Below are 24,386 nucleotides of genomic sequence, written 5' to 3'. Positions count from 1 at the left end.
AAAACGTGTATCTCATAACAAACGGAAGAATTATAACGGAAGAAACCATTCTCGATGGTTACGATCTTCTTATTGAAGGAGATAAAATTAGCAAAATTGATGGCAAAGGGAAAATCGCTTGGAAGGAAGGAGTGGAAGTAATCGATGCGGCGGGCGGATATGTCGCTCCTGGGTTTATCGATCTTCATTCTGACTATATTGAACATATGGCAGCACCAAGACCGACAGCGTTAATGAATTTTCATTTAAGTCTTCGCGAAGCGGAAAAAGAATTAATCACCCATGGGATTACAACAATGTTTCATTCACTTTCTATTTATAAAAGCTCGGAATTTTCACATAAACCGATCCGTGAGCCGGAAAATGTCCGGAAATTTATTGAAATGATCCACCAAACTCATCATACAAAGCATTTAATACGACATCGGTTCCATGCACGGTTTGAAATTGACAGCATCGAAGAAGTTGAAAACTTAAAATCGTACATTGCTGAGAGCAAGGTGCACTTAATTTCGTTTATGGATCATACCCCTGGTCAAGGACAATATAGAGATTTAGAAATTTACAGAAAAACGATAAAAGGCTACCAAGAGCTCAGTGATGAAGAGATTGATAGAGTCATTACAAAACATCAGCATAAGGAAAAATTAACACTTGAGGGAATAAAGGAAATTGCAACGCTGGCACAACAAAAAGGTATTGCTATCGCTTCTCATGACGATGACACGTTGGAAAAACTTGAGCTTGTCCAAAGCTTTGGGGCTTCGATCAGTGAATTTCCAATCACCTTGGAAATTGCTAAAAATGCGAAAAAGAAAGGAATGCTGACGGTGGCCGGGGCTCCGAACGTTCTTTTGGGAGGGTCCCACAGCGGAAATTTATCTGCACAAGAAGCCATTCAACACGGGTGTATCGATATTTTATGTAGTGACTATTATCCTCCATCGCTGCTTCATGCTGTTTTTAAAATGAGCGAAAAAAGCGATATCGACCTAGTCGAAATGTTTAAGCTTGTGACGATTAACCCGGCCAAAGCTGTCAAACTGGATGATCAAATTGGATCAATTAAGGAAGGAAAAAAAGCGGATATAGTCATCATCGAAAAAATAGACTTAGATTTTCCGGTTATCACGTCTTGTTTTGTGGACGGCCGTTTAATCTTGAAAACAAATTATAGAATTTAAAGATGATGGAAAGGGAGTTTCTATGATCGAGAAAAAGCTGTCAAAAAAACCTTATATCCATGAACATTGCCAGTTGTTTCATACAGAATTAGGTGAATACACAGAAATAGGGGCTCACAATTATTTAGAAAATGTAAAAATGGGGGATTTTTCTTATACAGGGCAGTTTTGCATCCTGCAAAATGTTGAAGTTGGAAAATTTTCCAATATTGCTGCGATGGTGCGAATCGGTCCAACCGCTCACCCGATGAATCGCCCTACTTTGCACCATATTACGTATCGGAGAAAAATGTATGGAGTTGATACTCATGACGATGAAGCGTTTTTATCATGGCGTAAAGCACAAATCACCTATATCGGCCATGACACATGGATTGGCCATGGGGCCATCATCATGCCTGGTGTAAAAATCGGCAATGGTGCAGTAGTCGGCAGCGGAGCTATTGTGACAAAGGATGTAGAGCCTTATACAATCGTTGCTGGAATACCAGCCAAACCGCTAAGGCGCCGATTTGATGAGCAAACGGTTAAACGATTGGAACGAATCAAGTGGTGGGACTGGTCGTATGAAACGTTGAAAGAACGAATCGACGACTTGTCTCAACATATTGAAACATTTCTAGATAAGTATGAGGGAAGAAGGGAATTCAGTGGAAAACATTTTAACGGTTGAGAGCCTGTCCAAAACATTTCGATTGCACAGTGTAAACAAGGAAATCCGCGCAATTAACAAGATTAGCTTTGTTGTAAAAGAAGGAGAATTTGTCGGTATTACCGGTAAAAGCGGCAGCGGCAAATCAACCATTTTAAAATGCATCTATCGCACATATTTGCCTGAAAGTGGAGACATCTGGTACAACTCAAAAAAGTTTGGCCTAATCAATTTGCGAGAAGCGACGGAAAGAGAAATGATTTATTTACGAAAGCATGAGATCGGATACGTATCGCAGTTTTTAAATGCTTTGCCGCGTATAACGGCCAGGGAAATAGTCAAACAAGCGATATTAGAAATGGGGCATAACGATAAGTATGCGGAGGAAGAAACAGAAAAAATATTGACGCATTTTGAACTGGATCCGCAGCTTTGGGATAGTTATGTTGCTACTTTTTCCGGAGGTGAAAAACTGCGGTTGAACATCGCTAGAGCAATGGTAAAGCGTCCGAGACTACTTTTATTGGATGAACCGACGGCAAGTTTAGATGATGAATCGAAGGAAAAAGTAAGAGTATTGATGGAACAGCTCGTTCGCGAAGGGACAACAATGCTGGGAATTTTTCATGATATGTTGTTCATGCAAAACTTATGTGATGTAGAATACCGAATGCTGGAGGGGGAAATCATCAAGTATTCTGAAAAAAATCCCTTTACAAAACATTAAAAATTCTTTAGTAATTCAATGATATGAATTAACAATGCCTTTACATTCATCCTTTATATTCAATTATAAATGGAAAAATAATCTATTTTGACAAGAAAAGGGGTAATGAATATGAAAAAAATGTTGAGATTTATGAGCATCGCTTTCATCTTGGTCATCTTTTTGTCAGGTTGTTCATCATCAGCAGGGAAAGAAAGCGATTCCGCTCAAAAAAACGGCGACGATACGCTTACAATTGCATGGTACCCGAATGAATCCGGCGAAGATTTGAAAGCGGCACGTGACGAAATCGCTAAGTTGATTGAAGAAGCAACTGGAAAGAAAGTCGAGCATAAGACGACAACTGATTACATTATTGCCATTGAGGCGATTGCAAACGGAAATGCTGATTTAGCGTTTATGGGTGCACAGGGATACATAGAGGCTCATGACAAAAATGAAAAAGTGCTTCCTCTCGTTGTTCCGAGCGGTGAATCCGGCACACTTGATGATGCCATGTACTACAGCTGGCTTGCCGTAAATAAAGGGGATGAAGACGAGTACAAAAGCGGCTCCGGGTTTTCCATTGATAATATAGCTGGAAAGAAATTTTCATTTGTGTCTAACAGCTCCACATCAGGCTTTAAAGTTCCATCGACCGAAATCGTTTCGTACTTTAGCCAAAAAGAAGAGTACAAAGACTTAACTGCTGAAGATTTATTAGAAGGCGGCGAGGGCAAGTTTTTCAGCGAAGTGCAATATGGAGGCTCTCATCAAGGGTCTGCGGTTAACTTACTGTCTGGAAAAGTAGATGTAGCAGCATTTTGCGACACATGTGTGAACAACTATATTGAATTAGTTGACGGTGAGCAAAATAAACCGGGAGCGGTATATAAAGTCAAAAATGATGCTGCTGAGCCGTTTCATACTGTGCCTGGAAAGGAATTTGTCTTAATTTCAGTCACACCGGTATTGAATGCTCCGTTTGTTGTCAATACGGAAACCGTATCTGAAGAAGATCGCAAAAAGCTTGTGGAAGCTTTTGTTTCTGATGAAGTAGCCAACAATACGAAGATTTTCGTGCCGGAGGATTCTGATTTTAGCGGTTTGTTTACGAAAAAAGCTAATGAGCGTTTCGTTGAAGTAGAGGATTCTTGGTTTGATCCGATCAGAGAATTGTCTAAATAAGGATTTGGTGAGGGATAAACGATGACAGCCATTTTAACATTAAATAACGTTTCAAAACGTTATGGAACCAATACAATGGCACTTCAAGACATTAACTTTTCTGTAAAAGAAGGGGAATTCGTTTCGATCATTGGTCCATCGGGGGCGGGGAAATCAACCCTCCTCCGGTGTATTAACCGCATGATCGAAGCGTCTAGCGGTGAAATCATATTTGATGGTGTCGACATTTTAAAGCTTGGCAAAAAAAGCTTAAGAAAAGTGAGAGCAACCATTGGAATGGTCTTTCAGCATTACAATCTTGTCACTAGATTAAGCGTTATTGAAAACGTGCTCCACGGAAGGCTCGGCTATAAGTCAACTTTGGCAGGAGCATTCGGTTTATACAGCGAGGAGGAGAAAAAGCAGGCGGTTCATATTCTCGGATTGTTGGGGCTGGAGGATCAAGTGTATAAACGGTGTGATCAGCTAAGCGGCGGACAAAAACAGCGCGTCGGAATTGCCAGAGCCTTAATTCAAAATCCGAGAATGCTATTGTGTGATGAGCCGATTGCCTCCTTAGATCCAAATTCAGCCAAAATCATTATGGATCATTTAAAAAATATTTCTTCTACACTCGGAATTACTTGTATTGTCAACCTGCACCAAGTCGATGTCGCTTTGAAGTACTCTGATCGAATTATCGGTATTAATAATGGAAAGAAAGTGTACGATGGTCCTCCGAAAGAAATAACGGAAGATATTGTTCGCAATATTTATGGGTCTGAAGTAAAGAATCTGATTCTTTAATGTAGGTGAAGATCATGCAAGCAGATATCTTTGTAAAAAGAAGAAGAAGCTTCTCCTTATTTTTTTTATTGTTGATTGTGTTAACGTATCTTTCTATGTTGATAACAGATTTTCAGCTTGTGAAAGGACTCGCCTCTGTCGCAAAGGCAGTAGAGTGGGGAGTGACAAATTTTTTTCCTGATGCAAAAGCGATGGAAAAGCTTCCGGATATTTTAAGTAAATTACAAGAAACAGTTTTAATATCAGTCGCTTCCACGACATCTGCAGCTATTTTTGCTACTTTTTTCGCAATATGTGGTTCGAAGACGACGAAAGTGAATGGATTATTAAGTGCAATAAGCAGAGGAATTGCAACTGTTTCTCGTAATATTCCGGTAGCTGCATGGGCATTGATTCTGCTCTTTTCTTTTGGACAAAGCTCCATTACCGGATTTTTTGCTTTGTTCTTCGCCTCCTTTGGTTTTTTAACGCGAGCATTTATAGAAACGATCGATGAAGTTAGCAATAGTTCCGTTGAAGCATTGCGTGCAACCGGCGCCCAATTTTTTCCGATCATCTTCCAGTCGGTCATTCCATCCAGCCTTCCCCAGATGATCAGTTGGGTATTATTTGAGATTGAAACGAATATTCGCAGCGCGACTTTAGTTGGAATTTTAACCGGAACAGGAATTGGTTTTTCTTTTGACTTGTATTATAAAAGCTCCAATTATAGTGCAGCGAGTTTGGTTGTCATGACTATCGTACTGACGGTATTTGTCATTGAATATCTTTCGAATTTGATAAGAAGGGTCATTTTATAACGATGAATGAAAATTTAAGGAAGAAAGGGTGATGATATGAATAATGAATGGTTGATGAAAACTGGAAGCACTCTGAAAGACAGCGGAAAATTAACGCATTCTTCGAAAATAAAAGTGAAACCGTTGACGAAGCAGGCAATTGCCATCCGGCTGACATTGACAGCATTATTCGTTATTACTGTTTATGGCTTTACCGTGTTTGATTATGGCGATACAAATTTCATGTCTGGATTAAAAGAAACGTTTGCGAATTTTAAAACAATGTTTTTCGAAGCAAGCTTTTCGCGATTAACTATAACAGAAGCAATCTATCAAGTGTTGATAACTTTGGGGCTTGCTTTTTTGACGACAGTGTTCGGAGCTGTTATTGCACTTTTTCTAGGGCTGTTGGCAGCGCAAAATTTATCAAATAAAGTTGTTTCCAATACCATTAAAGCATTTGTTGCATTTATTCGCGCCGTTCCTACTGTTTTGTGGGTGCTGATTTTTTCCGTCGCTGCTGGTCTAGGAAGTGTTGCAGCTGTTATTGGCATGACGTTTCACTCCATTGGCTATTTGATTAAAGCATATTCTGAATCGTTCGAAGAGTTGGATGAAGGTGTGATCGAAGCATTAAAGGGCTGCGGGGCCAATTGGTGGCAAATTGTGTTTCAGACGGTAATCCCCTCGTCAATGACGTATTTAATTTCTTGGACGTTTATGAGATTTGAGATTAACTTTTCCGTTGCCGTTGCGATGGGGGCTGCCGCAGGAGCAGGCGGGATCGGATTTGATTTGTTTATGGCGAGCGGATTTTATTTTGATTTAAGGGAAATCGGAATGATTACTTACTTCATTCTTGTTTTAGCGATCATTTTCGAATTTGTTTCGACAAGAATGAAGGTAAATTTGCGTGAAACTCATTAATTATTTTATAAAAACAGTGAAAGCAGGTGTTGACCGTAATGATTGATTTACATTGTCATTCAAATATATCAGATGGCTCAATGAGTCTATTTGAATTGATTTCTCTTGCGAAAGAAAAAGGAATCACCCATTTGGCAATTACGGACCATGATACGACAAAAGGATTAAAGGAAGCGAAATATATAGGAGAGCAGCTCGGAGTAACTATTATTCCAGGGATCGAGATTTCGGCTTATGACTATAAAAGACAACGGAGAGCCCATATTTTAGGCTTTTTTGTGGAACCGCATCACGAAGCGATTGAAAACCTGTGCAGCCCGCTGTTAAAGATGAGACACCTAGCATCATATGAAATGACGAAAAGAATTATGAAAGCAGGTTTTAACATTTCATGGGAAGAAGTAGAACAATTCGCCAAAGACGGCACAGGGGTATACAAACAGCATATTATGCATGCTTTAATAAACAAAGGATACGCTGACAAAATCTATGGCGATCTATATAATAAGCTTTTTTCAAAAGGCGGGGAAGGAAAGCCGCAAGGATTAGCGCACATACCTATACAGTATGTCGATGTTGAAGATGCGATTGTTGCCATCCGCGAGGCGGGCGGTTTGCCGGTACTTGCCCATCCAAAACAATTCAACAATTTTGATGCAATCCCCGAGTGGGTTGAGATTGGCTTAGAAGGCATCGAAGCAGTTCACCCTTTGCATGGACCTAAGGACGAAGAACTTGTCAAATATTATGCGGACCAATTCGAGCTGATCGAAACAGGAGGATCTGATTTTCACGGCTTTTATGGAAATTTTGAACTAGGCAGCAAAGATGCCGGAATGGTTCGATATGAAAAACTTCTCGAACGCTATCAAAAGCTATGTGAAAGCAAGAAAACATTATCGTAAACGATTGGAGAAGCCCCCACTTATTTTAGGGTAAGCTAAAATAAGTGGGGGATGAATCTCCTTTGGGACATGGCCTCTGTTCAACAGTTTGCGTAAACAGATAAATATACAAAGGCATACGGTTTTATCTTTTTTTATATGGATCTTTAAAAAAACGTGTCGAATATTGAGCACGGAACATATGAATAAAGGAAATGTCTTTGATATAGAAAATTTTGAACGGTATCCTTTTACTTATATTAATTTGTTATAAGGGGTTCCTATTCATTATATCTAAATTGTAAATTTTTAGCCCGATTCCTCTAAGATTGACTTTTAAAATCAAACAAATATCAATCTATAATGTCAATAAACAGATTTAAGAAAACGATAAAAAAATATACAAAATGGTCTTTAGGCATTTTTCAATTTTTCAAGTGGATGCGGAAAGCAAAAATTTAATATGGCAAGCTCTTAGTTTTTTTCAAAACGGATTTCTTTTTCAGAAAAATTGGGAGCTTTCCGCTCATTCTGTTTTATGTGTTTATGTGTCGGTATGCCATACAAATAGTCTAAACTGCTTTATCCCTTCCTCTATAAACGGTGATATATCGGAACGTCCGGCATAAAAAAATGTCCACACACTAAAGAATAAAAATTTTGAGCCAGTGACTGTTGAAAGTAAGGGTAGTGACTTAAACAATATGAAGTCTAGGAATTTGTGTAAAAAGAAGTGGACATAAATCGGTTCTATATCCGGAGGCATAAGTTTGCTGAACTGAGAGTCGGCTTTAACACAAACATTAGGACTTGACCAATTTTTTGCTTTTAAGAAAGGTGGGGGAAATATATTAAAGGAGTATTCCAGAATTACTGATTTATGGCAAATCTTAATTCAGTATATTATTCATTTGCAATATTTAGGGTTTTTCTCTTTCTCATTATGTTTAAAGGACAATTGCAAGATCTTGATTCAATTTTCAAGGCAATAACTGAAAAAGATTATACTATTTAATGGATTGTATAACTAAAACCTTGGACATCCGATGGGGATGATTGCTTTGGTAAATATGATGATTCTTTCAATCAAACTAAAAAGACCGTCAACGAATTGCCGACAGTCTTTTTAGTCATTTATATTGTTTCTCGCAACCATTCATACAGATTAGATAAGCCTGCCAAGAAGAGATTGTATAATGTTAAGAATAGTTTCAATAAGTTGCATAGTTTTTCACTCCTAACGATTTTTTATTTCTTGTTACAATTTTATTATATTAAAAATATGGATAAATTATACAAAAATATTCATTTTTTACAATTTCAACGTTTTTTAACTAAATTTCATATATATTTAAGTAGTGTAACAATATTTTCTCTTGTCCTTTATAAAAATAAGAATCAAAGACATTTTTTATCGAAATATCTACCATTCTCATTAGATGTTTTACTAGGACCAAAAATAAGAGATACATATTGGATCAGATTTAAAAAAACAATATGTAATAAGAATTAACTTCTTAAACGAAAACTTGAAAAAATCTGAAAAGAAGTCTTTTTTATTTTTGCCGTCAACACTATTTATTTAGCATAGTCATTATGAAGAAAGGTGCCCAAAATATTCTATTTGGACACCCCGTCAATTTTAAAATACAATTTGTTTATTATTGGATTTTAAAAAATAGTATAGGAACCAACAGATAGTTTTGCTCATCATCTTGTTTTGCCCGGTTCAGCCTAAAAAGTTGTCAGCGACTGTTTTTGTCAATAATAAATTGAGCCAGAGCGATCACTTCAAAAGTGAGCCACTTTTAGAATCAGAGTTCCCATAAATGGGAGAAGGTGGGTGTTTGGATGAGTTGCCCCTAGGGGCAACTCATCCAAACGCTTCGCGCACCTGGCTACCACTCCCCATTTTCCCTCTGTTTCATACTTTGACGGAATCGATAAGATTCTCCGTTTAGAAGAAGAATGTGCGAACGGTGAGTGAGCCGATCAAGCAACGCTGCTGTCATCTTTTCATCCCCAAAAATGTTCGTCCATTCTACAAATTCAAGATTTGTTGTAATGATGACACTTGCACGTTCATAGCGATTGGAAAAGAACTGAAATAATAGCTCTGCTCCTGTTTTGGAAAAGGGGATATATCCCAGTTCATCTACGATGATCACATCATATTTGAGCCACTTCTTCTCAAACGCACCAAGTTTGTGCTCTTCTTTAGCAATAAGCAACTCTTCCACTAACTCGGAAGCAGTAATGAATTTGGTTTTGTAGCCATTTTGGATCATGGCGATTCCAAGCCCAATGGCCAAATGGGTTTTCCCTGTGCCACTATTCCCTAGAAAAATAATATTCTCTTTTCTCTCTACAAACTCACCTTTTGCGAGTGTGAGAAATCGATTTCGATTTAAGCTCGGCATGAAAGTAAAATCATAGGTGTCTAAAGTTTTGTGGATGGGAAAGGCAGCTTGTTTGAGCCTTCGCTGTCTTTGATTTTCCTCTCTTGCCTGCACTTCTGCTTCTAATAGTGCCAATAAGTATTCTTCATACCGTAGATTTCTTTCTTCTGCCTCTCTTGCGAGAGAGCGATATTGTTTCGCAATTGTAGGCATTCTCAATTGCTTCGTGATATGGTCTAAAAGGATTTCTGTTGTCATTTCATCTGACCTCCCGTTAATTGTCCGTATTGAGCTACGTTTGCCTTTTGAATTTTATAGTCTAGTAGATTTACAGGCGTTTTCTCCTTAGATAGATCTTGGACCTGCAAGTAGTTATTCGTCAGTCTTTGAATGATTTCATGGACGACTTCATACCGATAGACCTGCGCTTGTTCAGCTTCTCGTAATGCTTGTGTCAATTTTTCCATCCCGATCTCTCGATGAAGGAGAAGGAGTCGGATAAATTTACGGTCGCCCGCGGCTCCTTCTTGTTCCCTCATTTTTCGGTGAAAACGCCTAAATACATCCGGAAGGTCAGATGATTGAAATGCATGGGCATCCCGAATCGCTCGCGGTTTTTTTAATAATGCCTCCAGATAATGATCTAGATTGGTGATCATCTGGTTCCGTTCGTAAGAACGAGGATGTTCAGCGATCACTTGATTTTGAGCCACAACGATCACATGATCGACAAATATTTTTGCCCATACAGCTTGACCTACATAACTACAAGGGACAGAATACTGATTGGTCTCCACTGTAATTAAAGAGGTCTTATTCACCTGACAAGAGACTAATCGGCAAGCTTCAAACTTCTTTTCAGGGAGTGGGTGTAGATACTCCTTTTCTTTCGCCCACATTTGCGCAACCGTTTCTTTAGTGAACGGAACGGTTTTTTCTTCCGCCTCTCTCAAACACCAGTCCAATAGATAAGCGTTTAATTCCTCCAGCGATTGTACGTCCGGAAGCGGAACGAAGACGTTTCTTCTTACGTATCCGACCGTCCCTTCCACTCGTCCTTTTTCATTCCCGGAACGAATATTACAAAACTCTGCCTTAAACAAATAGTGGGATTGTAAGGCTAGAAAAGCATCCTGTTCGAGACGATCTCTCCCTTGGAGTATTTTTACTACGGCTGTTTTTAAATTATCAAATACCCCTTCGGTAGGTACTCCTCCAAAGAATTCAAACGCATGGACAAAGCCATCTAAGAAAGCCTCCTGTTTCTCATGCAGGTATGCTCGTACAAATCGCATTCGACTTGCCGAAAGTTGCATACAAAAGAGGTAAATTCGTTGTGTTCGACCCTGTAGAATAATATCCGCCTCTCCCCAGTCGAATTGGAATTGGTGGCCGAGTTGAAAGTCAAGGGGAATAAAGACTTCCTGTAGCTTCTTCTTACGTTTGGCTACAACCTTACGGATGTTGGACTCAGATCCTTTGAAATCGTACTCATCGACCAATCTTCGATAAATTCTGGCAGCGGTATGACGTTGTTTTCCCCAACGTTTTAGATCGTCTTCGAGCCATTGATCAATAATGGGCAAGACTCGCTTCGTTTCATCGGAATACTCCTTTCCATGATAGTTTTTCTGCCGATGAATGGTGGTTGGAGCCTCATTCTGTTTTAGATATTTGCTTACGGTATTTCTTGAAATCCCTAATTTTTGAGCAATTTGTCGTTGGGATAGCCCTTCTACCTCATGCAAGAATTTGATATGATGAAATTGAGCCATCTTGATCATCCTTTTTCTCTCCCTCTGATGAAAAGTTTAGGCACTTTCAATCATAAGGGAGGTAATGAAAATTGGAAATCAGGTGGCTCATTTTTTATGTGATCGAACCCTTCAAAAGTGGCTCAATTTTAAATTATCAAATACAAGCGACCTTTTTTTATTAATTTTAACATCGTATTCGTGTTTTTTTGAAATTCATACGGTACTTTTATTTCTTCAGCAAACCATCCTAAATCTTTTATGTCCTGAATCAGTTGATCCATATAGTGATATCTTTTGCATGCCAAATTGGTTGTTGGAAACATTCTTATTTCCGTTTTGGTTACACGTATAAACTCTTTTATTGTTTGTAAATGGAAATCATAATCCAATTGATCTTCATAAAGAAATAAAAAGTTGGCTGAAAGCGTCATATCGAATTGATGATCAGCAAAAGGCAATGAGGGCAAAACTGCAGGAACATAGCGGCTTTTGTTCTTTTTCATATCTACAATGCATTCCGTTAATGCTTTAGTTCTTGCCTGCTCCAATTCTTCAACGGATTTGAAATAATCCCATAGGAAATTCTGTTGAATTTCGGATTTTTTCATATTCTGCATAGTGACAGCAATATCTTGTATTCCTTTTTCCTCCAATTGGTCAATCGGAAAAGAATAAGCAATATCACATGCTGTAACATCTAATCCGAGTTGGTTGGATGCGACCGTAAACGAGCACGCACCTGCTGGGCAATCAAGAACTTTTTGGCCCACTAATTCCTCTTCGGCAAGGTCAAACATTCGCATGTATTCATCCCGAATTCTGCCGATAAAGACAATGTGATTTAAATCCCATTTGTTTTTTGTTTTCACTTTGCTCATCTCTGCTCACCTTTCCTCATACTAATCTAAACTACATGAAAAATATATCAAAAAAAGCCAAACAATGGAACTTCCTTGCCCCCTGCCGGAACTTTAGGCGAATATCTTATTTGTTGAATGAAAATCTAGGAGGAAATTGACATGATTCAGATGTATCCTTATTACGGCAGCGAAACAAAGTGTCTACAAATTCCTATCACTTTTCTGCTGCAGTATCAAAAACGGCAGCCTGGCTTAGAGTATTTGATGAAACCTTTGCCGATATTCGATAATCCTTATTATAAGACGATTTAACGTATGATCCATTGTTCTTATAAGTATTATTAATAGCCAGAAAATTTGCGGATAAGGGTTCATTCAATTGAGCAACAATCATCAACTGAAAAAACATATAGGCCGTAAGCTTTTTAACGTGTTTATCAATAAAATTCCAAAATACTTGACAATTTCATTAATGTATAATGTAAAACGAATGCTATAAATTTGAATTTTATATTTTTATTTTCCAATTTATCAAATCCTTGCTATCAAAATGTAAAATTTTACTTGAAAATTGTGAAGGCTAAATATATAATGAATACAGAATATGTTATTATTTATAAATTATGTAAATAAATTTAAAAATTTCATAAAAGGTGGAAATATGGGGAAAGCAAAAGAATTAAATTATATAAATTTAGCATACTTTTATATTTTTTCACCGAATAATTTTTTTCATATCGTTAACTCTCGAAAAGATAGTCATAAAATTGCGTGGTTGGTATTTGCATTTATTTTGTTAATTTCTTTATGTTTTTTTATATCTATTTCTCCTACGATCACCAATATCGTTGCATCAGTTTTTCAGGAATATGATCTGAAATTTTCGGAAAAATTCAACATTTTAATATTAGTTATTTTATTGTTGCTAGGAACTGTTCAAATAGTGGCAACTATTTTTACAAGTTTTTATATATTACATATCACAAGTATTCTGTTTGGTGGAAAAAGTACAGCAAGACAGTTTTTCCAGAATTATATACTCGCAATGATACCTTTAGGAATAAAATTCATTATATTAACATTATTCGCTGTTACGATTGGAAGTGATTTTTCTTTTTCCTATATAGATTCTCTTAATAAATCTAGTTTTTCTTTGTTAACTAACCTTTTGATAGATCCATTTTTTTGGTGGTCAAGCATTTTGGGATGTATTGCCTTAAAAGAATCACATAAATTGTCTTATATGAAATCAATCATGATTATTTCATTGCTATTTTTATTAGGTCTTTCAACCGTCATGTTATTTAATTTAATTTGAATATTTATGCTTGACTTGAAAGGAGGTGAGAAAATGATACAAGCATATAATAAGAAATTAATTGGCATTGTAGCATTTTTAATGGCTCTAGCAGCATGGACCTATTTTATGGGAACTACTGAATCTGTTGTGACAGCAGTATCAACACAAGGTATTAGCGACGGTTTTCTACTTGATCTTGCTACGAACTTAAGAATTAGCGAAAGAACAGCTTATGCAGTTATTGGTGTAATTCTTGTTACATCAGATGTACTTACTGCTATTAGTCTAATTGCGGCTATTATTGGTGGAGTGGGCTTAATCACAGCCGGAATGGTTCAAACTGCCAAATACTTAGCTAAGAAAAAAGGAAAAGAGTATGCAGCAAAATGGTAAACAAAGATAAAAGGTAATTCAGGTGATGGCGAAATAAGTTTTTGCCATCGCCCTAGATTTTAAATTCAGGGGGCAGTATGTTAAAGTCTAATCTATTTTATTCGAATTTCAAGTTAAATTTTAGACGCTATGTCAATAGATTTCTTTTTTTCTTTCCGTTTGGGGAAAATTTATTGAATCAAAAAATATTACTAGTTTTATTTGTTTTCATTTTTGGAGTATACAATTTTATCCTATATCATTTAGTAGAACTAATCATTCCTTATTTTTCTCAAGCAGCTGTTTTGTTAGTCAATTTGCTAGTATTATGGAATTTAATCAGCAATCTTCGTTCTTCTCATGATATTTTGCAAAGGTTTGTCTATCCGGAAGATTTTCTCTTACTATACTCCGTGAAAACAGATCCAAATGATATATTATTGGTAAGATTTTTTACGCAAATCATTTTCAAGTCACTGTTTTCGACTCTTTTCTTTTTATATCCAATCCTGTTCTACGTTTTAAATTTTGCAGAAGAATCAATAACTTCTAGGCTATTGTTATTTGTATCTTTTCCATTTTATGTTCTTTTTTTAATTGGGGTCATCAGTTTTTATTCTTCAGGATTATACATAATATATTCAAAGTTTTTGCATGTTGTTTTTCAGTCAGCTGTGAAAAGTGTACTTTCTTTTGTTTTTGTTATGCTGCTATCATTTCTGTCTACGACTGTATTTGGCTGGTTAGGCTTTAGCTACTTTTATGAGGAAAACTTTATAGAATCAATCATTCATTCTATTTCTAGATTCAATCTTGATGTGATTTTGACTGGTTATGTGCTGCCTACTAATTGGTTATTTAATACACTAATGGAAGTAGATTACTTTATCTATTATCAACCATTGTTGTTAATTATTGGAATCATTCTAATTTATATTTCGTTTCTTATTGTAAATAAATATTTAGACGTAAAAGATATGTCGCAGCTTTCCAATGAAAAAACAAATGTCAAAATAATAAAAAACAGATCTTTTCATAACTTTATTGATAGAAAACTAAAAAAGCTTTTATCAAGGAAAGTTTTGGCGGTTATGAAAAAAGATTTCATCGCTTTCACTCGAGCGAATTTTTTAATAAAAAAGAGGTTTTATTTATCTATCTATATGCTGGCTTCCGAAATCGGAATATTGTTCGGGTTAGGAATGATGCAAAATTGGTTTGAATTCCCGGCTCTTTTCGTAATATATCCGATCATCTTTGCAGTTTCATTAAATGTCTCGTTTTTAGGAGACGGATTATTAGGGATTACATCAGCTGATGCTGAAAGGGAGAACTTGCTTTTATATAAAGGGTCAGGCTCTTCTTTGAACCAGTTAGTCGTAAGCAAGGCGATTTTACATGTTATTCCTATTTTGATTGTCATGAACGTTTTATTTATATGTGTTGTCTCGTTATTTCATCTGAAACTAAGTACTGTCATTATGATATTTGTCCTTGTAAATACTACCGCTATTATCATCAGCAGTGCTCAAATTATTGGAACGTTTTTGTATCCGCGTCTGGATTGGGAACATATTGAAGATGTTGGCTCTTCCGTTAAAGCTTCTGTTTTTGAACACACGATTCTTGGAATTGTTTTAATATTAAATTTAGAAATATATGGACTGTTAGGGGTTCTTTACTGGAAAAACTACATCAGCAGCATTCTTTTTAATGTGTTGGCAATCTTAGGTTCTTTCTTGCTATTCATAAGCTTTTTTATATTCTTTTACTTTTGGATTAAACGAGTCGGTACTTCTCATTGGGAGATGAGCAGATGATTATAAAAGATGTTTCGAAAAGGTATAAGGAGTATGATGTATTAAAATCAATTAATATTACATTAAAAAGAGGAGAAATATATGGATTATTAGGGCCAAACGGTGCTGGGAAGTCCACTTTGCTTAAATGTATAATCGGATTGGTCACTCCAGACTCTGGAAAAATATTTATTGATGGTAAGACAATTGATGATGATCGATCCGAATTTTTACAATATATTGGTTATGTGCCGGACACACCTTTTATTTACAATTATCTTACTCCAAAGGAATATTTAGATTTTATAGCTGATCTGCAGCAAGTACCCGATTCGCAAAAAACTGACCGTATTCAAATGTTGTTAAAAAATTTTTCACTAAAAGATAAGGAAAATGAAATGATTTCAACTCTTTCCTTTGGTATGAAGCATAAGCTGTCTGTTGCCGGTGCTATCATTCATGAACCGGATGTGCTTTTACTAGATGAGCCGCTAAGCTCATTTGATCCTCCGACAACAATGTTTATGAAAAAGTTTTTAAGGGAATACGCAGATAGTGGAAAAATTATTTTCATGTCTACTCATTTAGTGCATGTTGCTCAAAATCTATGCGATCGTGTAGGAGTTTTAATCAATGGGGAAATATTAAAGGAATACACGAACATGAAAAACATAATAAATTTCGAAAATATGATTATTAACGATATGGAAGAGATTGGTTAAATGAAAAACGTTCTACTGCGAAATAAGCGGGTTTTATCAGTAGCGTTTATAATATACGTGATTGGAATTATCATGGGTACTTTTTTTAGCAATATCTTACCTGTAGAAAGACAGGAACCAAATGTTGGGCGTACTATATTTGATTATTTTATACATAACGTACTTGCGGATGTTTTCATAAGCTTTACTATATTTACGTTTGGAATTTTTACTGCTGCTTTATTACTAGTCAATGGTTTTTTAGTTGGTGTATCTATCATGCACAGTCTTCAACATGGGAACGATCTAATTTATATTGTAACAGCCCTAGTTCCACATGGTATATTTGAGATTCCTGCTATGATTATTGCGGGTTCTATTGGGTTTAAACTGATTGATGCGGTCATTGCCAAAATTAGGGGAGAATCAAATTCCGTTTTTTTAAAGGGACATCTTTACATTCTTTTTTCTAATGATCATTTTGACATTTATCGCTGCAGTTGTAGAGGCTAAGATCACTCCATATTTAATGGCCCAACTTTCATGAGGAGGTGTAAAGCATATGCTATGGGAAAAACTAAACTTAGAAAAATTACTGAATGATTCGAATAATGGGTCAGATGATGAAGAAAATGAAAAAAGCACATGGTTTATACCCGTTTTTTACGTTTCCATATTATTAGCTTTATGTATAGCATTTATTGAGATAAAACTCATTTTAATCACTCTGTTTGCTCCTGCCATTATCGTCATAATGTGGAAGCCGCCGTTTAAAAATAAAAAAAGGCTCTTCCGAATTATATCATTCATATATCTTTTATTTCTAACTATTGTTACGATATGGTGGTTCCAAGGTTGAATTTACGAAAGTTTGTAAAGATTGTATCTTATGATGCTCACAAATTTTCATTTCATCTAATATATTGAAGTCTAATTCGTGATTTTGATAGAAATATACATTTCTGACAGATTTCGCCGCAGCCATAATGTAAAAGACAATAAAGGCTGTTCGAAGCACAAACAGGGGCTGTCCAGCAAGTCAAAATCCACTGAAATCGAAGCATCATAAGCGTTGATATATCAACGTTTCTAAAACATTAAAGGGGCGTCTATAAGCCGGAAAATCGACTTATGAACTGCCCCCTGTCAAGTAGACAGTAGAAATAATAAAAATATACCTAAGCGGCTTTAGCTCTATATTCCATGGGGCTAAGGCCGTTTAATCTTTTTTGATACCTTTCATAATTATAAAAGCGGATGTACTCATCCATCGCAAGTGTAAATTATCATTTTATCTCCGCATAAAAAGCCTTCTTTTTTGCAAATTCCTTCGGGATGTTCTTCTCCCCTTTTCTGAAAGAGTGTGCTAAATTTTTAGTAAATTGTTTCGGAGGGGGAGAACGAGACCGTGATTCGATTGTACGACTTTGGAATCGATGTGCAAACCTATGCGGACTTAGGAAAACAGAATGCTTTTCCGTCGATCCATCGTTGTCCACATTGCCAAGTCAAGCGAACCCTTTACCGTCACGGCTATTATGAACGAAATGCATTAATGGGACAAGAAGCCTATCGGATTTGGATTGCTCGTTATCGATGCACGATATGCCAAAAGACGGTTACGGTGCTTCCCACGTTTCTCTTCCCTTATTTCCAATACACGATTTGGACGATCCTCCCATGTATCAACGAGCGCCTCTCGTTTCTCTTAGACAAGGGGACACGTTCGTCAAGGTTCTTTCCTACCCGACAAGGAGTCTATTTTTATATGCGTCGACTACTCTCCAACTTACCGTGGCTTCGTTGGTTTTTTCAAACCAAAGGGAAGCGAATTCTTGGGTTGTCCGATGAACCACTCGTTCAAGCACAGGAGTGGATTCAAAAAATGGAGGAGGTCTGTTTGGAAAAACTCATCCAAGCGATGTGGAATGAACAATCTACCCATTTTTTAGCGAATAGATTCGGTGCCTAATTTGTTTCTTTTTGGATCTATTTCCAAAAGCAATCGATTCCACAAACCTTTTGCGTCGACGAGTGGAAAGTGATGGGTTATGATGAAGGCAGGACGAACCTGTTGGTTCTTCCGCAAAATCGAAGAAGGAGGAAACCCTGATGGACGAATCGGTGAGACAAGAAATCGCCCTATTTCGGTATGGATTGATCGCACCGTTAGTCAATGGGCAGGTGGATCGGACATCGTACCTGAAGGAGGTGTCAACGCGCATGCATTGGGTTCCGCACTATGGAGAGAAACGGATCGCAGCGAAGACGATTCTAGATTGGTGCACGCAGTACAAAAAAGGGGGCTTTGAGGCGCTGAAGCCAAAACGACGGTCAGACCGTGGTCATTCCCGAAGGCTGTCACCTGAAGACGAAGATCATATTTTAACCCTAAGAAAAAAACTTCCCCACATGCCCGTGACGGTGTTTTACCAACACCTTATTGAGCAGGGGGAAATCGAAAAACAACTTGTATCTTACTTTACTATATATCGATTGTGCAAAAAATACAACCTCGTGGGGAAAGAAATTTTACCGATTCCTGAACGAAAACGGTTTGCGTACGATCGAGTCAATGAGTTATGGCAAGGGGATTTGTCCCATGGTCCAATGATACGAGAGAATGGAAAAGCGCAAAAAACATTTTTGATTGCCTACATCGATGACTGTTCGCGGGTCGTACCGTACGCTCAGTTTTTCTCTTCCGAGAAATTTGACGGGTTGCGGATCGTGACCAAAGAAGCGCTGCTTCGGTACGGGAAGCCGAAACGAATTTATTCGGACAACGGCAAAATTTATCGATCGGAGACACTACAATATGCTTGCGCAGAATTAGGGATCACGCTCATTCATACGCAGCCATATGATCCACAGAGCAAAGGGAAAATCGAGCGATTTTTTAAGACGGTGCAAACTCGGTTTTCCCCGTTGTTGGAGATGAAACCGGCTACGTCGCTTCAAGAGCTGAACGAACGCTTCTGGAAGTGGCTCGAAAAAGACTACCACCGGAAGCCCCATGCGTCGTTAGACGGAAAAACGCCGCATGAAGTGTTTCTCAATCGCAAGTGCACGTAGTATCATTCGTGGAGGATGCGACTTGGCTGGATACGGTCTTTTTGAAGCGAGAGTTTCGCAAAGTGAAAGCCGATGGGACGATTACGTTAAACAAACAGCTGTATGAGGTTCCACCTCGGTTTATCGGACAATCAGTGGAAATTCGGTATGATGAGCAAGGGGTGTATGTATACGAAGACGGCAAAGAAGCAGCGAAAGCGACGCTGGTGCGTCTGCACGATAATGCCCACGTGAAACGCCATCGATCGCCATTTACGGGACTAGGAAAGGAGGAAGGAACGGATGTATAAAACGTTCTACTCCCTTTCTCGAGAGCCGTTTTCGAAAGACACAAGTCCGTCTGAAGCATATCGAGGGTCTTCTTACGAAGAGGCATTACATGCATTGGATTACGTGAAACGAACGAAAGGAATCGGTCTACTGACAGGAGAGCCGGGGGTGGGGAAAACGTTCGCCCTTCGGACGTTCAAAGAATCGTTACATCCTTCGTTGTATCACGTGGTGTATTTCCCGTTATCAACGGGTGGTGTGATGGATTTTTATCGAGGACTAGCCTTAGGGTTAGGCGAGGAGCCGAAATACCGCAAGGTGGACTTGTTTTACCAAATTCAACAAGGAATTGAACGAATGTATCATGAACGTCGAATCACCCCTGTGATTCTGCTTGATGAAATGCATCTAGCGAAAGATGCGTTTTTGCAGGATATCGCCATTCTGTTTAATTTTCACATGGATTCAACGAATCCGTTCGTGTTGATTTTGGCAGGGCTGCCGCACTTACAGATACGACTGCGCTTGAATCACCATCGTCCGCTTCAGCAACGAATCATCATGCGATATCGGATGGGGACACTCTCCAAAGAAGAAGTGGCAGCGTACATTGAGCAGCGAATGAAGCAAGCAGGGGTAAAACACTCGATTTTTACCCCTGCGGCTCTAGAGGCAATTGCCCTACAGTCGCAAGGATGGCCACGAGTCATCAATACGTTAACGACTACCTGCCTTTTATACGGCTACCAGCTAAAAAAAGACGTGATTGACGAAGAAATTGTTCGAATGGCGGTGGAGGAAACAGGGGCATAATGAAAGGGGCCGAACGGCTCCTTTTGGTTTTACGATTCTCGTCTGAAATAGTGCGCAAACAATCGGAAAAAGCGTGCAAAATCGGAGAGAATTCGCAAACATTTTGCGAGGTATTTCCGATTTTAGTCCAAAATAATTTGAAAAAAGTGGTTCTAAAATAGTGTGCTAATTTACAGCAAGAGCTAATTCTTCAAATGTCTGATACTTATGTAAATAATACTTCTCGCATTTGAGCGTTCCCCAAAAAGATTCCATTGGCCCATTATCAATACATCTGCCTACTCTTGACATACTTTGTGTCATCCCTGCTTGGTCTATCCTACGTTTAAAACCATGAGAGGTATATTGGAACCCACGGTCACTATGAATAAGTGGATGCTCTCCTTTTAAAAGTGTGGTGGCTTGATCCAACGTTTTGAATACAAGATGATGATGATTGGAATGTCCTAAAACATAGCTCACAATTGATCCATCATATAGATCAAGAATAGCACTTAAATAGGCTTTCTTTGATGAACCATATTTTAATTCTGTGACATCAGTTACCCATTTTTCATTTGGCTTTTCCGCTGTGAATTCACGATTCAATATATTTTCTGCAACATGTTGAGGAGTAGATCGTTTATAAGATTTCTTCTTTTTTCGAATAACAGATTGTATACCGGCAACTTTCATCAGTCTATAAATTCGTTTATGATTGAAGTTCTGACCAAGCTTTCGATTTATATTCAAAGTCATTCGACGGTAACCATAGATGCCGTCAACTTTCTCATGGAGAACTTTCATCTCTTTTACGATTTCTTCATTCTGAAGTTCTCGGGAGGAAGGCAAACGTTTTAACCACTTATAGTAAGCAGCTCGTGAAATACCGGCGATTTCACATAATAAGATTATGCTTAGGTTTTCTTTCTCATGAAGTTCCCGGATTGCGATATACTTGTCTTCAAAACGGGTTTGGTTTACTTTCGCCTCCTTTCGATTTCCTCTAACTTTTTTAAAAATAGATTCTCCGCACGTAAGCGTTCATTTTCTCTTTCTAACTTTTTCATCTCCAGTTTCATTTTTTCTTCTGGAGATAACTCTTCTTCTTCTTTTTTTCTTCCTCGTTTGTCTTTCAGCGCTTCTTCTTTACCATTTTCATACTTCTTCACCCATTGATATACTTGTTGATAAGAAACTTCATAAGTCTCTGCTGTTTTTTTATAATCTTTTCCGTTCCCTAAACAATCAAGCACAATTTGTATCCGTTCATTCCAAGTCGTTTTTCTTCCTTTAGTCATAGAGCTTGTCTTTCCTTTCGACGTATCCTTTAAATCTCTATGGCTATTATACTTCTTCATCCATCGTTGAAGTACCGATCTACTTGAAATACCATATGTCCTGACAATCTCGTACTGTGAGAACTCACCAGATAAATAATCTTTTACAGCTGCTTCCTTAAGTTCTTTGGTATAACCTTTCCAAGAATTTGAACGTTCTAAACCCTCTATTCCAAATTCCTCAAATTCATTTATCCATTGCCTTAAAGAATATTTAGTAATTTGATACCTTTTACAAAGCTCTTGAATAGTACATTCTCGGTTTTCATATGCAAGTAAAACTTCAAGTTTGAACTCTGTAGTATATTGCTTATACATAGAAAACTCCCCCTAAGGTAAAACAGATTTTTTATATTTTAATCTGTCTACCTTAAGGGGAGCATATCATTATTAGACAGCCCCTTAAAAATTTGTTTCAGTTTGCTGGATAGGCAAAAAGATTGGCCCGGAAAATCTCCGATATTCAATGATTGATATTGATAAATGTAGTGCATAAAAGGATTCTTAAAGAAAGCGCTATCGAATATATTTCTAACAAGCTCTTAAGCTATGGCTTCCGCCGCTGAAGTGTATGTTAGAAAGAAAATACTTTATATGATCATCCATCCGCACTTTGTGACATTATACGGAGTAAGCGGGGGAGTCATCTGTATAGTCTCCATTCCCTAGATCAAGTCGTAATCTGACCGAACCGTTTCAACGTACTATAGACTGCTGACTCGAATTCGAGGAAGCCTAAGTATGAACCCACATCTTGGAACGGAAATATTTGCGTAGCCCAATATCCGCCAATCCCGTTTTTGTGATCAATCCAGTAAAACAGGTTAGCCAATCCCGACCACATCAATTGGCCTGCTGGACGACCTGTAGGGGTAGGTTCATCGTTTACCTGGAATGTATAAGACCACGACTTTTGTACGCCGGGGTAGAACTCGCCGTCATTAGCCAGCGTTGGATCGGACGAAATCCATCCGCCGCTCTTCAATTCCCCAAGTCCGTTTTGAGACATTTGCGCGACTGTTTCTGGTTTGAGTACACCCGCACCGTCATTCAGAATCATTCGGATAAACTTCGTGTATTCGCCAATGCTCGCATACAAACCATGTCCTCCCATATCCATTTCTGGAGATTGCGGGAGAATAAGCTCAGGTTTTGGTGTGAGTTGACCATCCTGACTGCGGCTGTGGATGGTTGCGCGGCGTTCCATCATCGAAGGTGATAACGTGAAACCGATGTCGGACATGCCGAGTGGGGCAAAAATACGCTCTGCCATCACTTCGCCCAGTCGTTTACCGGATACGGCTTCAACAACTTTACCAACCCAGTCGATGTTGACGCCATAGTTCCAGCGTTCACCTGGCTCGAATAGAAGCACGCTCTTTACAGAATCAAATGTACTAGTGAGAATGGAAGGTACTCCCTTTGCTTCACGGTATTTTCGATCTTCATGACTGAAGAACTCGTAGCCGAAGCCGGCAGTGTGAAGCATCAACATGTTGATCGTAACGTCGGTTTTTGCTTCCCTTAGTTTTGGCTGCCCGTCTTTGTCAAACCCTTCGAGAACTGGAATCTCGGCAATCTCAGGTACATACTTCTTGACCGGATCGTCGAGACTGACTTTTCCTTCCTCGACCAATTTCATCAATGCCGTACCGGTGATGGCCTTCGTGGTCGAAAAAAGAGCGAACACTGTATCGGTGGTCATCGGTGTTTTCTTTCCGAGATCGCGTACACCGGCTGCCCCCTCATAGATGTTTCCGTCCCGGTCAGTTACCATTGCAACTACACCAGGGGCTCCTCCAGCCCTGCCTACAGCGGTATCCAACACCTTGTCAAGAGTTTCCTTGAGAGCATCCTTTACTGCTTGTCTTGTCATCTCTTTACCCCCTTTAAGCGCTTACAATTTTAATTATTTAAATAATTTTCTGTATTTTCAAAACAAACTATATCACGCTCAAACAGAGCCTGTCAAATTTTATTGTGTTGAGCGCTTTTTCATTGTCTTTTTTGAAGTTGTATCAGCAGCGAATTCAGCATTGAAGGCTAAGTTCAAGTACTACAACCGAAGAGGCAGAGAATTTTTAGATTCCACTGTCGGCAAGGATTTTCGCATTGAACGAAATGTCCTTTAGCGTCCTCAAAAGGGGGCATATAAAATATTTTGCGATTATTTCCGGGATCAATCTCATTTGGAAAAACAAACTGAATTTTTTCATCTGTGTGGGAAACTGCTAGTAAACTCGGAAAATATCACGTCCGCAATGATTTTTATAATATGACAACACATGTGATATCTAAACAAAAAAGAGTGTATTTAGCAAAGAATATGAATAAATCGTAAAAAATTTACAAACAATTTACATTCTAAGTTGGGAATGATGCATAATTGCGATTTGAAGCCGCTTTTTCATTTCTTATTTTTATTTTTTCATTTACAGAATGTTTACAAAAGTTCAAACCGCCTTTAAGTGTTCCTTAACAAATCTTTTCTAAACTTAAGATAGATGAAAAGGAAGTGGACATACATATTCCAATTGCTTGTCAGAATCAATTGTTGATTCAGGAGGAAGTGATTTTCATGGACTTAACTCACGAAATCTTTCTCTAATCGGCAA

24 protein-coding genes and 2 pseudogenes are annotated in these 24,386 nt (G+C 38.0%); 19 read left to right on the top strand and 7 right to left on the bottom strand.

The features are described 5' to 3' along the window. The first annotated feature begins 5 nt into the window (after positions 1 to 5). The 8 genes from phnM (at position 6) to ACVIJU_RS18750 (ending at position 7,127) form a co-directional block, all read left to right on the top strand. The gene (gene phnM, locus ACVIJU_RS18785) at positions 6 to 1,184 is read left to right on the top strand and encodes a phosphonate metabolism protein PhnM (protein ID WP_117017252.1); all 1,179 of its coding nucleotides are present in this window, start codon (positions 6 to 8) and stop codon (positions 1,182 to 1,184) included. A 22-nt stretch (positions 1,185 to 1,206) separates the two neighbouring features. Then, positions 1,207 to 1,857: a DapH/DapD/GlmU-related protein gene (locus ACVIJU_RS18780; protein WP_162877053.1), complete on the top strand. Its 651-nt coding sequence runs from the start codon at positions 1,207 to 1,209 to the stop codon at positions 1,855 to 1,857. Further along, positions 1,835 to 2,563: a phosphonate C-P lyase system protein PhnL gene (locus ACVIJU_RS18775; protein ID WP_117017251.1), complete on the top strand. Its 729-nt coding sequence runs from the start codon at positions 1,835 to 1,837 to the stop codon at positions 2,561 to 2,563. The genes ACVIJU_RS18780 and ACVIJU_RS18775 overlap by 23 nt, the downstream gene beginning before the upstream one ends. A gap of 111 nt (positions 2,564 to 2,674) precedes the next feature. Further along, positions 2,675 to 3,730, top strand: coding sequence for a phosphate/phosphite/phosphonate ABC transporter substrate-binding protein (gene phnD / locus ACVIJU_RS18770; RefSeq protein ID WP_117017250.1), 1,056 nt, complete (start codon positions 2,675 to 2,677; stop codon positions 3,728 to 3,730). Positions 3,731 to 3,751: 21 nt separating this feature from the next. Continuing rightward, positions 3,752 to 4,516 carry a phosphonate ABC transporter ATP-binding protein gene (gene phnC / locus ACVIJU_RS18765; protein ID WP_117017249.1) on the top strand — a complete coding sequence of 255 codons (765 nt, stop codon included), beginning with the start codon at positions 3,752 to 3,754 and terminating at the stop codon, positions 4,514 to 4,516. A 14-nt stretch (positions 4,517 to 4,530) separates the two neighbouring features. After that, positions 4,531 to 5,316 (top strand): PhnE/PtxC family ABC transporter permease, encoded by a 786-nt coding sequence (locus ACVIJU_RS18760; protein WP_117017248.1) that lies wholly within the window; start codon positions 4,531 to 4,533, stop codon positions 5,314 to 5,316. 54 nt (positions 5,317 to 5,370) lie between these two features. Further along, entirely contained in the window at positions 5,371 to 6,222 is an 852-nt protein-coding gene (locus tag ACVIJU_RS18755; protein ID WP_117017264.1) for a PhnE/PtxC family ABC transporter permease, read from the top strand. A gap of 38 nt (positions 6,223 to 6,260) precedes the next feature. After that, a complete protein-coding gene (locus ACVIJU_RS18750; protein WP_327873431.1) occupies positions 6,261 to 7,127 on the top strand; it encodes a PHP domain-containing protein in 867 nt (288 codons plus the stop codon). A gap of 1,877 nt (positions 7,128 to 9,004) precedes the next feature. On the opposite strand, the gene istB is transcribed toward ACVIJU_RS18750, so the two are convergent. The 3 genes from istB to ACVIJU_RS18735 all read right to left on the bottom strand — a co-directional run bounded on the left by istB (position 9,005) and on the right by ACVIJU_RS18735 (position 12,140). Then, positions 9,005 to 9,763, bottom strand: coding sequence for an IS21-like element helper ATPase IstB (istB, locus tag ACVIJU_RS18745; RefSeq protein WP_066251710.1), 759 nt, complete (start codon positions 9,761 to 9,763; stop codon positions 9,005 to 9,007). Continuing rightward, positions 9,760 to 11,289, bottom strand: coding sequence for an IS21 family transposase (gene istA, locus ACVIJU_RS18740; RefSeq protein ID WP_066251714.1), 1,530 nt, complete (start codon positions 11,287 to 11,289; stop codon positions 9,760 to 9,762). The genes istB and istA overlap by 4 nt, the downstream gene beginning before the upstream one ends. Positions 11,290 to 11,408: 119 nt before the next feature. Further along, the gene (locus ACVIJU_RS18735; RefSeq protein WP_456687901.1) at positions 11,409 to 12,140 is read right to left on the bottom strand and encodes an SAM-dependent methyltransferase; all 732 of its coding nucleotides are present in this window, start codon (positions 12,138 to 12,140) and stop codon (positions 11,409 to 11,411) included. A 141-nt stretch (positions 12,141 to 12,281) separates the two neighbouring features. Between ACVIJU_RS18735 and ACVIJU_RS18730 the strand changes: the two genes are divergently transcribed. From ACVIJU_RS18730 to ACVIJU_RS18700, 7 genes are all read left to right on the top strand, one after another. Beyond that, entirely contained in the window at positions 12,282 to 12,434 is a 153-nt protein-coding gene (locus tag ACVIJU_RS18730) for a hypothetical protein (RefSeq protein ID WP_205419950.1), read from the top strand. Between the two features lie 349 nt (positions 12,435 to 12,783). Beyond that, positions 12,784 to 13,440: a YIP1 family protein gene (locus ACVIJU_RS18725; protein WP_162877052.1), complete on the top strand. Its 657-nt coding sequence runs from the start codon at positions 12,784 to 12,786 to the stop codon at positions 13,438 to 13,440. 33 nt (positions 13,441 to 13,473) lie between these two features. Then, positions 13,474 to 13,815, top strand: coding sequence for an uberolysin/carnocyclin family circular bacteriocin (locus ACVIJU_RS18720; protein ID WP_162877051.1), 342 nt, complete (start codon positions 13,474 to 13,476; stop codon positions 13,813 to 13,815). 173 nt (positions 13,816 to 13,988) lie between these two features. Continuing rightward, the gene (locus ACVIJU_RS18715) at positions 13,989 to 15,614 is read left to right on the top strand and encodes a hypothetical protein (protein WP_162877050.1); all 1,626 of its coding nucleotides are present in this window, start codon (positions 13,989 to 13,991) and stop codon (positions 15,612 to 15,614) included. Beyond that, on the top strand, positions 15,611 to 16,315 hold the full coding sequence (locus ACVIJU_RS18710; protein WP_063387905.1) for an ABC transporter ATP-binding protein: 705 nt from the start codon (positions 15,611 to 15,613) through the stop codon (positions 16,313 to 16,315). The genes ACVIJU_RS18715 and ACVIJU_RS18710 overlap by 4 nt, the downstream gene beginning before the upstream one ends. Next, positions 16,316 to 16,807, top strand: a complete 492-nt coding sequence (locus tag ACVIJU_RS18705) for a stage II sporulation protein M (RefSeq protein WP_456687900.1) — start codon at positions 16,316 to 16,318, stop codon at positions 16,805 to 16,807. It abuts the gene before it with no gap. Between the two features lie 49 nt (positions 16,808 to 16,856). Then, positions 16,857 to 17,153: a hypothetical protein gene (locus ACVIJU_RS18700; RefSeq protein WP_063387903.1), complete on the top strand. Its 297-nt coding sequence runs from the start codon at positions 16,857 to 16,859 to the stop codon at positions 17,151 to 17,153. A gap of 319 nt (positions 17,154 to 17,472) precedes the next feature. On the opposite strand, the gene ACVIJU_RS18695 is transcribed toward ACVIJU_RS18700, so the two are convergent. Then, positions 17,473 to 17,565, bottom strand: coding sequence for an IS3 family transposase (locus ACVIJU_RS18695; protein ID WP_456687899.1), 93 nt, complete (start codon positions 17,563 to 17,565; stop codon positions 17,473 to 17,475). Between the two features lie 137 nt (positions 17,566 to 17,702). Between ACVIJU_RS18695 and ACVIJU_RS18690 the strand changes: the two are divergent. From ACVIJU_RS18690 to ACVIJU_RS18675, 4 genes and pseudogenes are all read left to right on the top strand, one after another. Next, positions 17,703 to 17,975, top strand: a pseudogene (locus ACVIJU_RS18690) (DUF6431 domain-containing protein); the annotation flags it as partial. 87 nt (positions 17,976 to 18,062) lie between these two features. Continuing rightward, positions 18,063 to 18,266, top strand: coding sequence for a hypothetical protein (locus ACVIJU_RS18685; RefSeq protein WP_235600483.1), 204 nt, complete (start codon positions 18,063 to 18,065; stop codon positions 18,264 to 18,266). Positions 18,267 to 18,406: 140 nt separating this feature from the next. Continuing rightward, positions 18,407 to 19,659, top strand: a pseudogene (locus ACVIJU_RS18680) (IS481 family transposase). Further along, positions 19,652 to 20,452: an ExeA family protein gene (locus tag ACVIJU_RS18675; protein WP_063389145.1), complete on the top strand. Its 801-nt coding sequence runs from the start codon at positions 19,652 to 19,654 to the stop codon at positions 20,450 to 20,452. The pseudogene ACVIJU_RS18680 and the gene ACVIJU_RS18675 overlap by 8 nt, the downstream one beginning before the upstream one ends. Before the next feature lie 165 nt (positions 20,453 to 20,617). Here ACVIJU_RS18675 and ACVIJU_RS18670 read toward each other — a convergent pair whose 3' ends face one another. The 3 genes from ACVIJU_RS18670 to ACVIJU_RS18660 all read right to left on the bottom strand — a co-directional run bounded on the left by ACVIJU_RS18670 (position 20,618) and on the right by ACVIJU_RS18660 (position 23,647). Continuing rightward, positions 20,618 to 21,454 (bottom strand): IS3 family transposase, encoded by an 837-nt coding sequence (locus tag ACVIJU_RS18670; protein WP_456687957.1) that lies wholly within the window; start codon positions 21,452 to 21,454, stop codon positions 20,618 to 20,620. Beyond that, positions 21,412 to 22,089: a helix-turn-helix domain-containing protein gene (locus ACVIJU_RS18665; protein ID WP_456687898.1), complete on the bottom strand. Its 678-nt coding sequence runs from the start codon at positions 22,087 to 22,089 to the stop codon at positions 21,412 to 21,414. Before ACVIJU_RS18665 ends, ACVIJU_RS18670 begins: the two co-directional genes overlap by 43 nt. 352 nt (positions 22,090 to 22,441) lie before the next feature. Beyond that, positions 22,442 to 23,647: a methyl acetate hydrolase AcmB gene (locus ACVIJU_RS18660; protein WP_066248177.1), complete on the bottom strand. Its 1,206-nt coding sequence runs from the start codon at positions 23,645 to 23,647 to the stop codon at positions 22,442 to 22,444. Between the last annotated feature and the right edge of the window lie 739 nt (positions 23,648 to 24,386).

It is taken from the genome of Aeribacillus sp. SP014 (genome assembly GCF_054055575.1).
Note: the sequence above shows the minus strand (reverse complement) of the source record. Positions and strands in the feature narration are given on the sequence as shown.

What these genes read in the sequence shown, in the direction of transcription:
- ACVIJU_RS18780 (WP_162877053.1), top strand. Translation starts at nt 1,207, where the DNA reads ATGATCGAGAAAAAGCTGTCAAAAAAACCTTATATCCATGAACATTGC.
- phnD (WP_117017250.1), top strand. Translation starts at nt 2,675, where the DNA reads ATGAAAAAAATGTTGAGATTTATGAGCATCGCTTTCATCTTGGTCATC.
- phnC (WP_117017249.1), top strand. Translation starts at nt 3,752, where the DNA reads ATGACAGCCATTTTAACATTAAATAACGTTTCAAAACGTTATGGAACC.
- ACVIJU_RS18760 (WP_117017248.1), top strand. Translation starts at nt 4,531, where the DNA reads ATGCAAGCAGATATCTTTGTAAAAAGAAGAAGAAGCTTCTCCTTATTT.
- ACVIJU_RS18755 (WP_117017264.1), top strand. Translation starts at nt 5,371, where the DNA reads ATGAAAACTGGAAGCACTCTGAAAGACAGCGGAAAATTAACGCATTCT.
- ACVIJU_RS18750 (WP_327873431.1), top strand. Translation starts at nt 6,261, where the DNA reads ATGATTGATTTACATTGTCATTCAAATATATCAGATGGCTCAATGAGT.
- istB (WP_066251710.1), bottom strand. Translation starts at nt 9,763, where the DNA reads ATGACAACAGAAATCCTTTTAGACCATATCACGAAGCAATTGAGAATG.
- istA (WP_066251714.1), bottom strand. Translation starts at nt 11,289, where the DNA reads ATGATCAAGATGGCTCAATTTCATCATATCAAATTCTTGCATGAGGTA.
- ACVIJU_RS18735 (WP_456687901.1), bottom strand. Translation starts at nt 12,140, where the DNA reads ATGAGCAAAGTGAAAACAAAAAACAAATGGGATTTAAATCACATTGTC.
- ACVIJU_RS18730 (WP_205419950.1), top strand. Translation starts at nt 12,282, where the DNA reads ATGATTCAGATGTATCCTTATTACGGCAGCGAAACAAAGTGTCTACAA.
- ACVIJU_RS18725 (WP_162877052.1), top strand. Translation starts at nt 12,784, where the DNA reads ATGGGGAAAGCAAAAGAATTAAATTATATAAATTTAGCATACTTTTAT.
- ACVIJU_RS18720 (WP_162877051.1), top strand. Translation starts at nt 13,474, where the DNA reads ATGATACAAGCATATAATAAGAAATTAATTGGCATTGTAGCATTTTTA.
- ACVIJU_RS18710 (WP_063387905.1), top strand. Translation starts at nt 15,611, where the DNA reads ATGATTATAAAAGATGTTTCGAAAAGGTATAAGGAGTATGATGTATTA.
- ACVIJU_RS18705 (WP_456687900.1), top strand. Translation starts at nt 16,316, where the DNA reads ATGAAAAACGTTCTACTGCGAAATAAGCGGGTTTTATCAGTAGCGTTT.
- ACVIJU_RS18700 (WP_063387903.1), top strand. Translation starts at nt 16,857, where the DNA reads ATGCTATGGGAAAAACTAAACTTAGAAAAATTACTGAATGATTCGAAT.
- ACVIJU_RS18695 (WP_456687899.1), bottom strand. Translation starts at nt 17,565, where the DNA reads ATGGATGAGTACATCCGCTTTTATAATTATGAAAGGTATCAAAAAAGA.
- ACVIJU_RS18685 (WP_235600483.1), top strand. Translation starts at nt 18,063, where the DNA reads ATGCGTCGACTACTCTCCAACTTACCGTGGCTTCGTTGGTTTTTTCAA.
- ACVIJU_RS18675 (WP_063389145.1), top strand. Translation starts at nt 19,652, where the DNA reads ATGTATAAAACGTTCTACTCCCTTTCTCGAGAGCCGTTTTCGAAAGAC.
- ACVIJU_RS18665 (WP_456687898.1), bottom strand. Translation starts at nt 22,089, where the DNA reads ATGTATAAGCAATATACTACAGAGTTCAAACTTGAAGTTTTACTTGCA.
- ACVIJU_RS18660 (WP_066248177.1), bottom strand. Translation starts at nt 23,647, where the DNA reads ATGACAAGACAAGCAGTAAAGGATGCTCTCAAGGAAACTCTTGACAAG.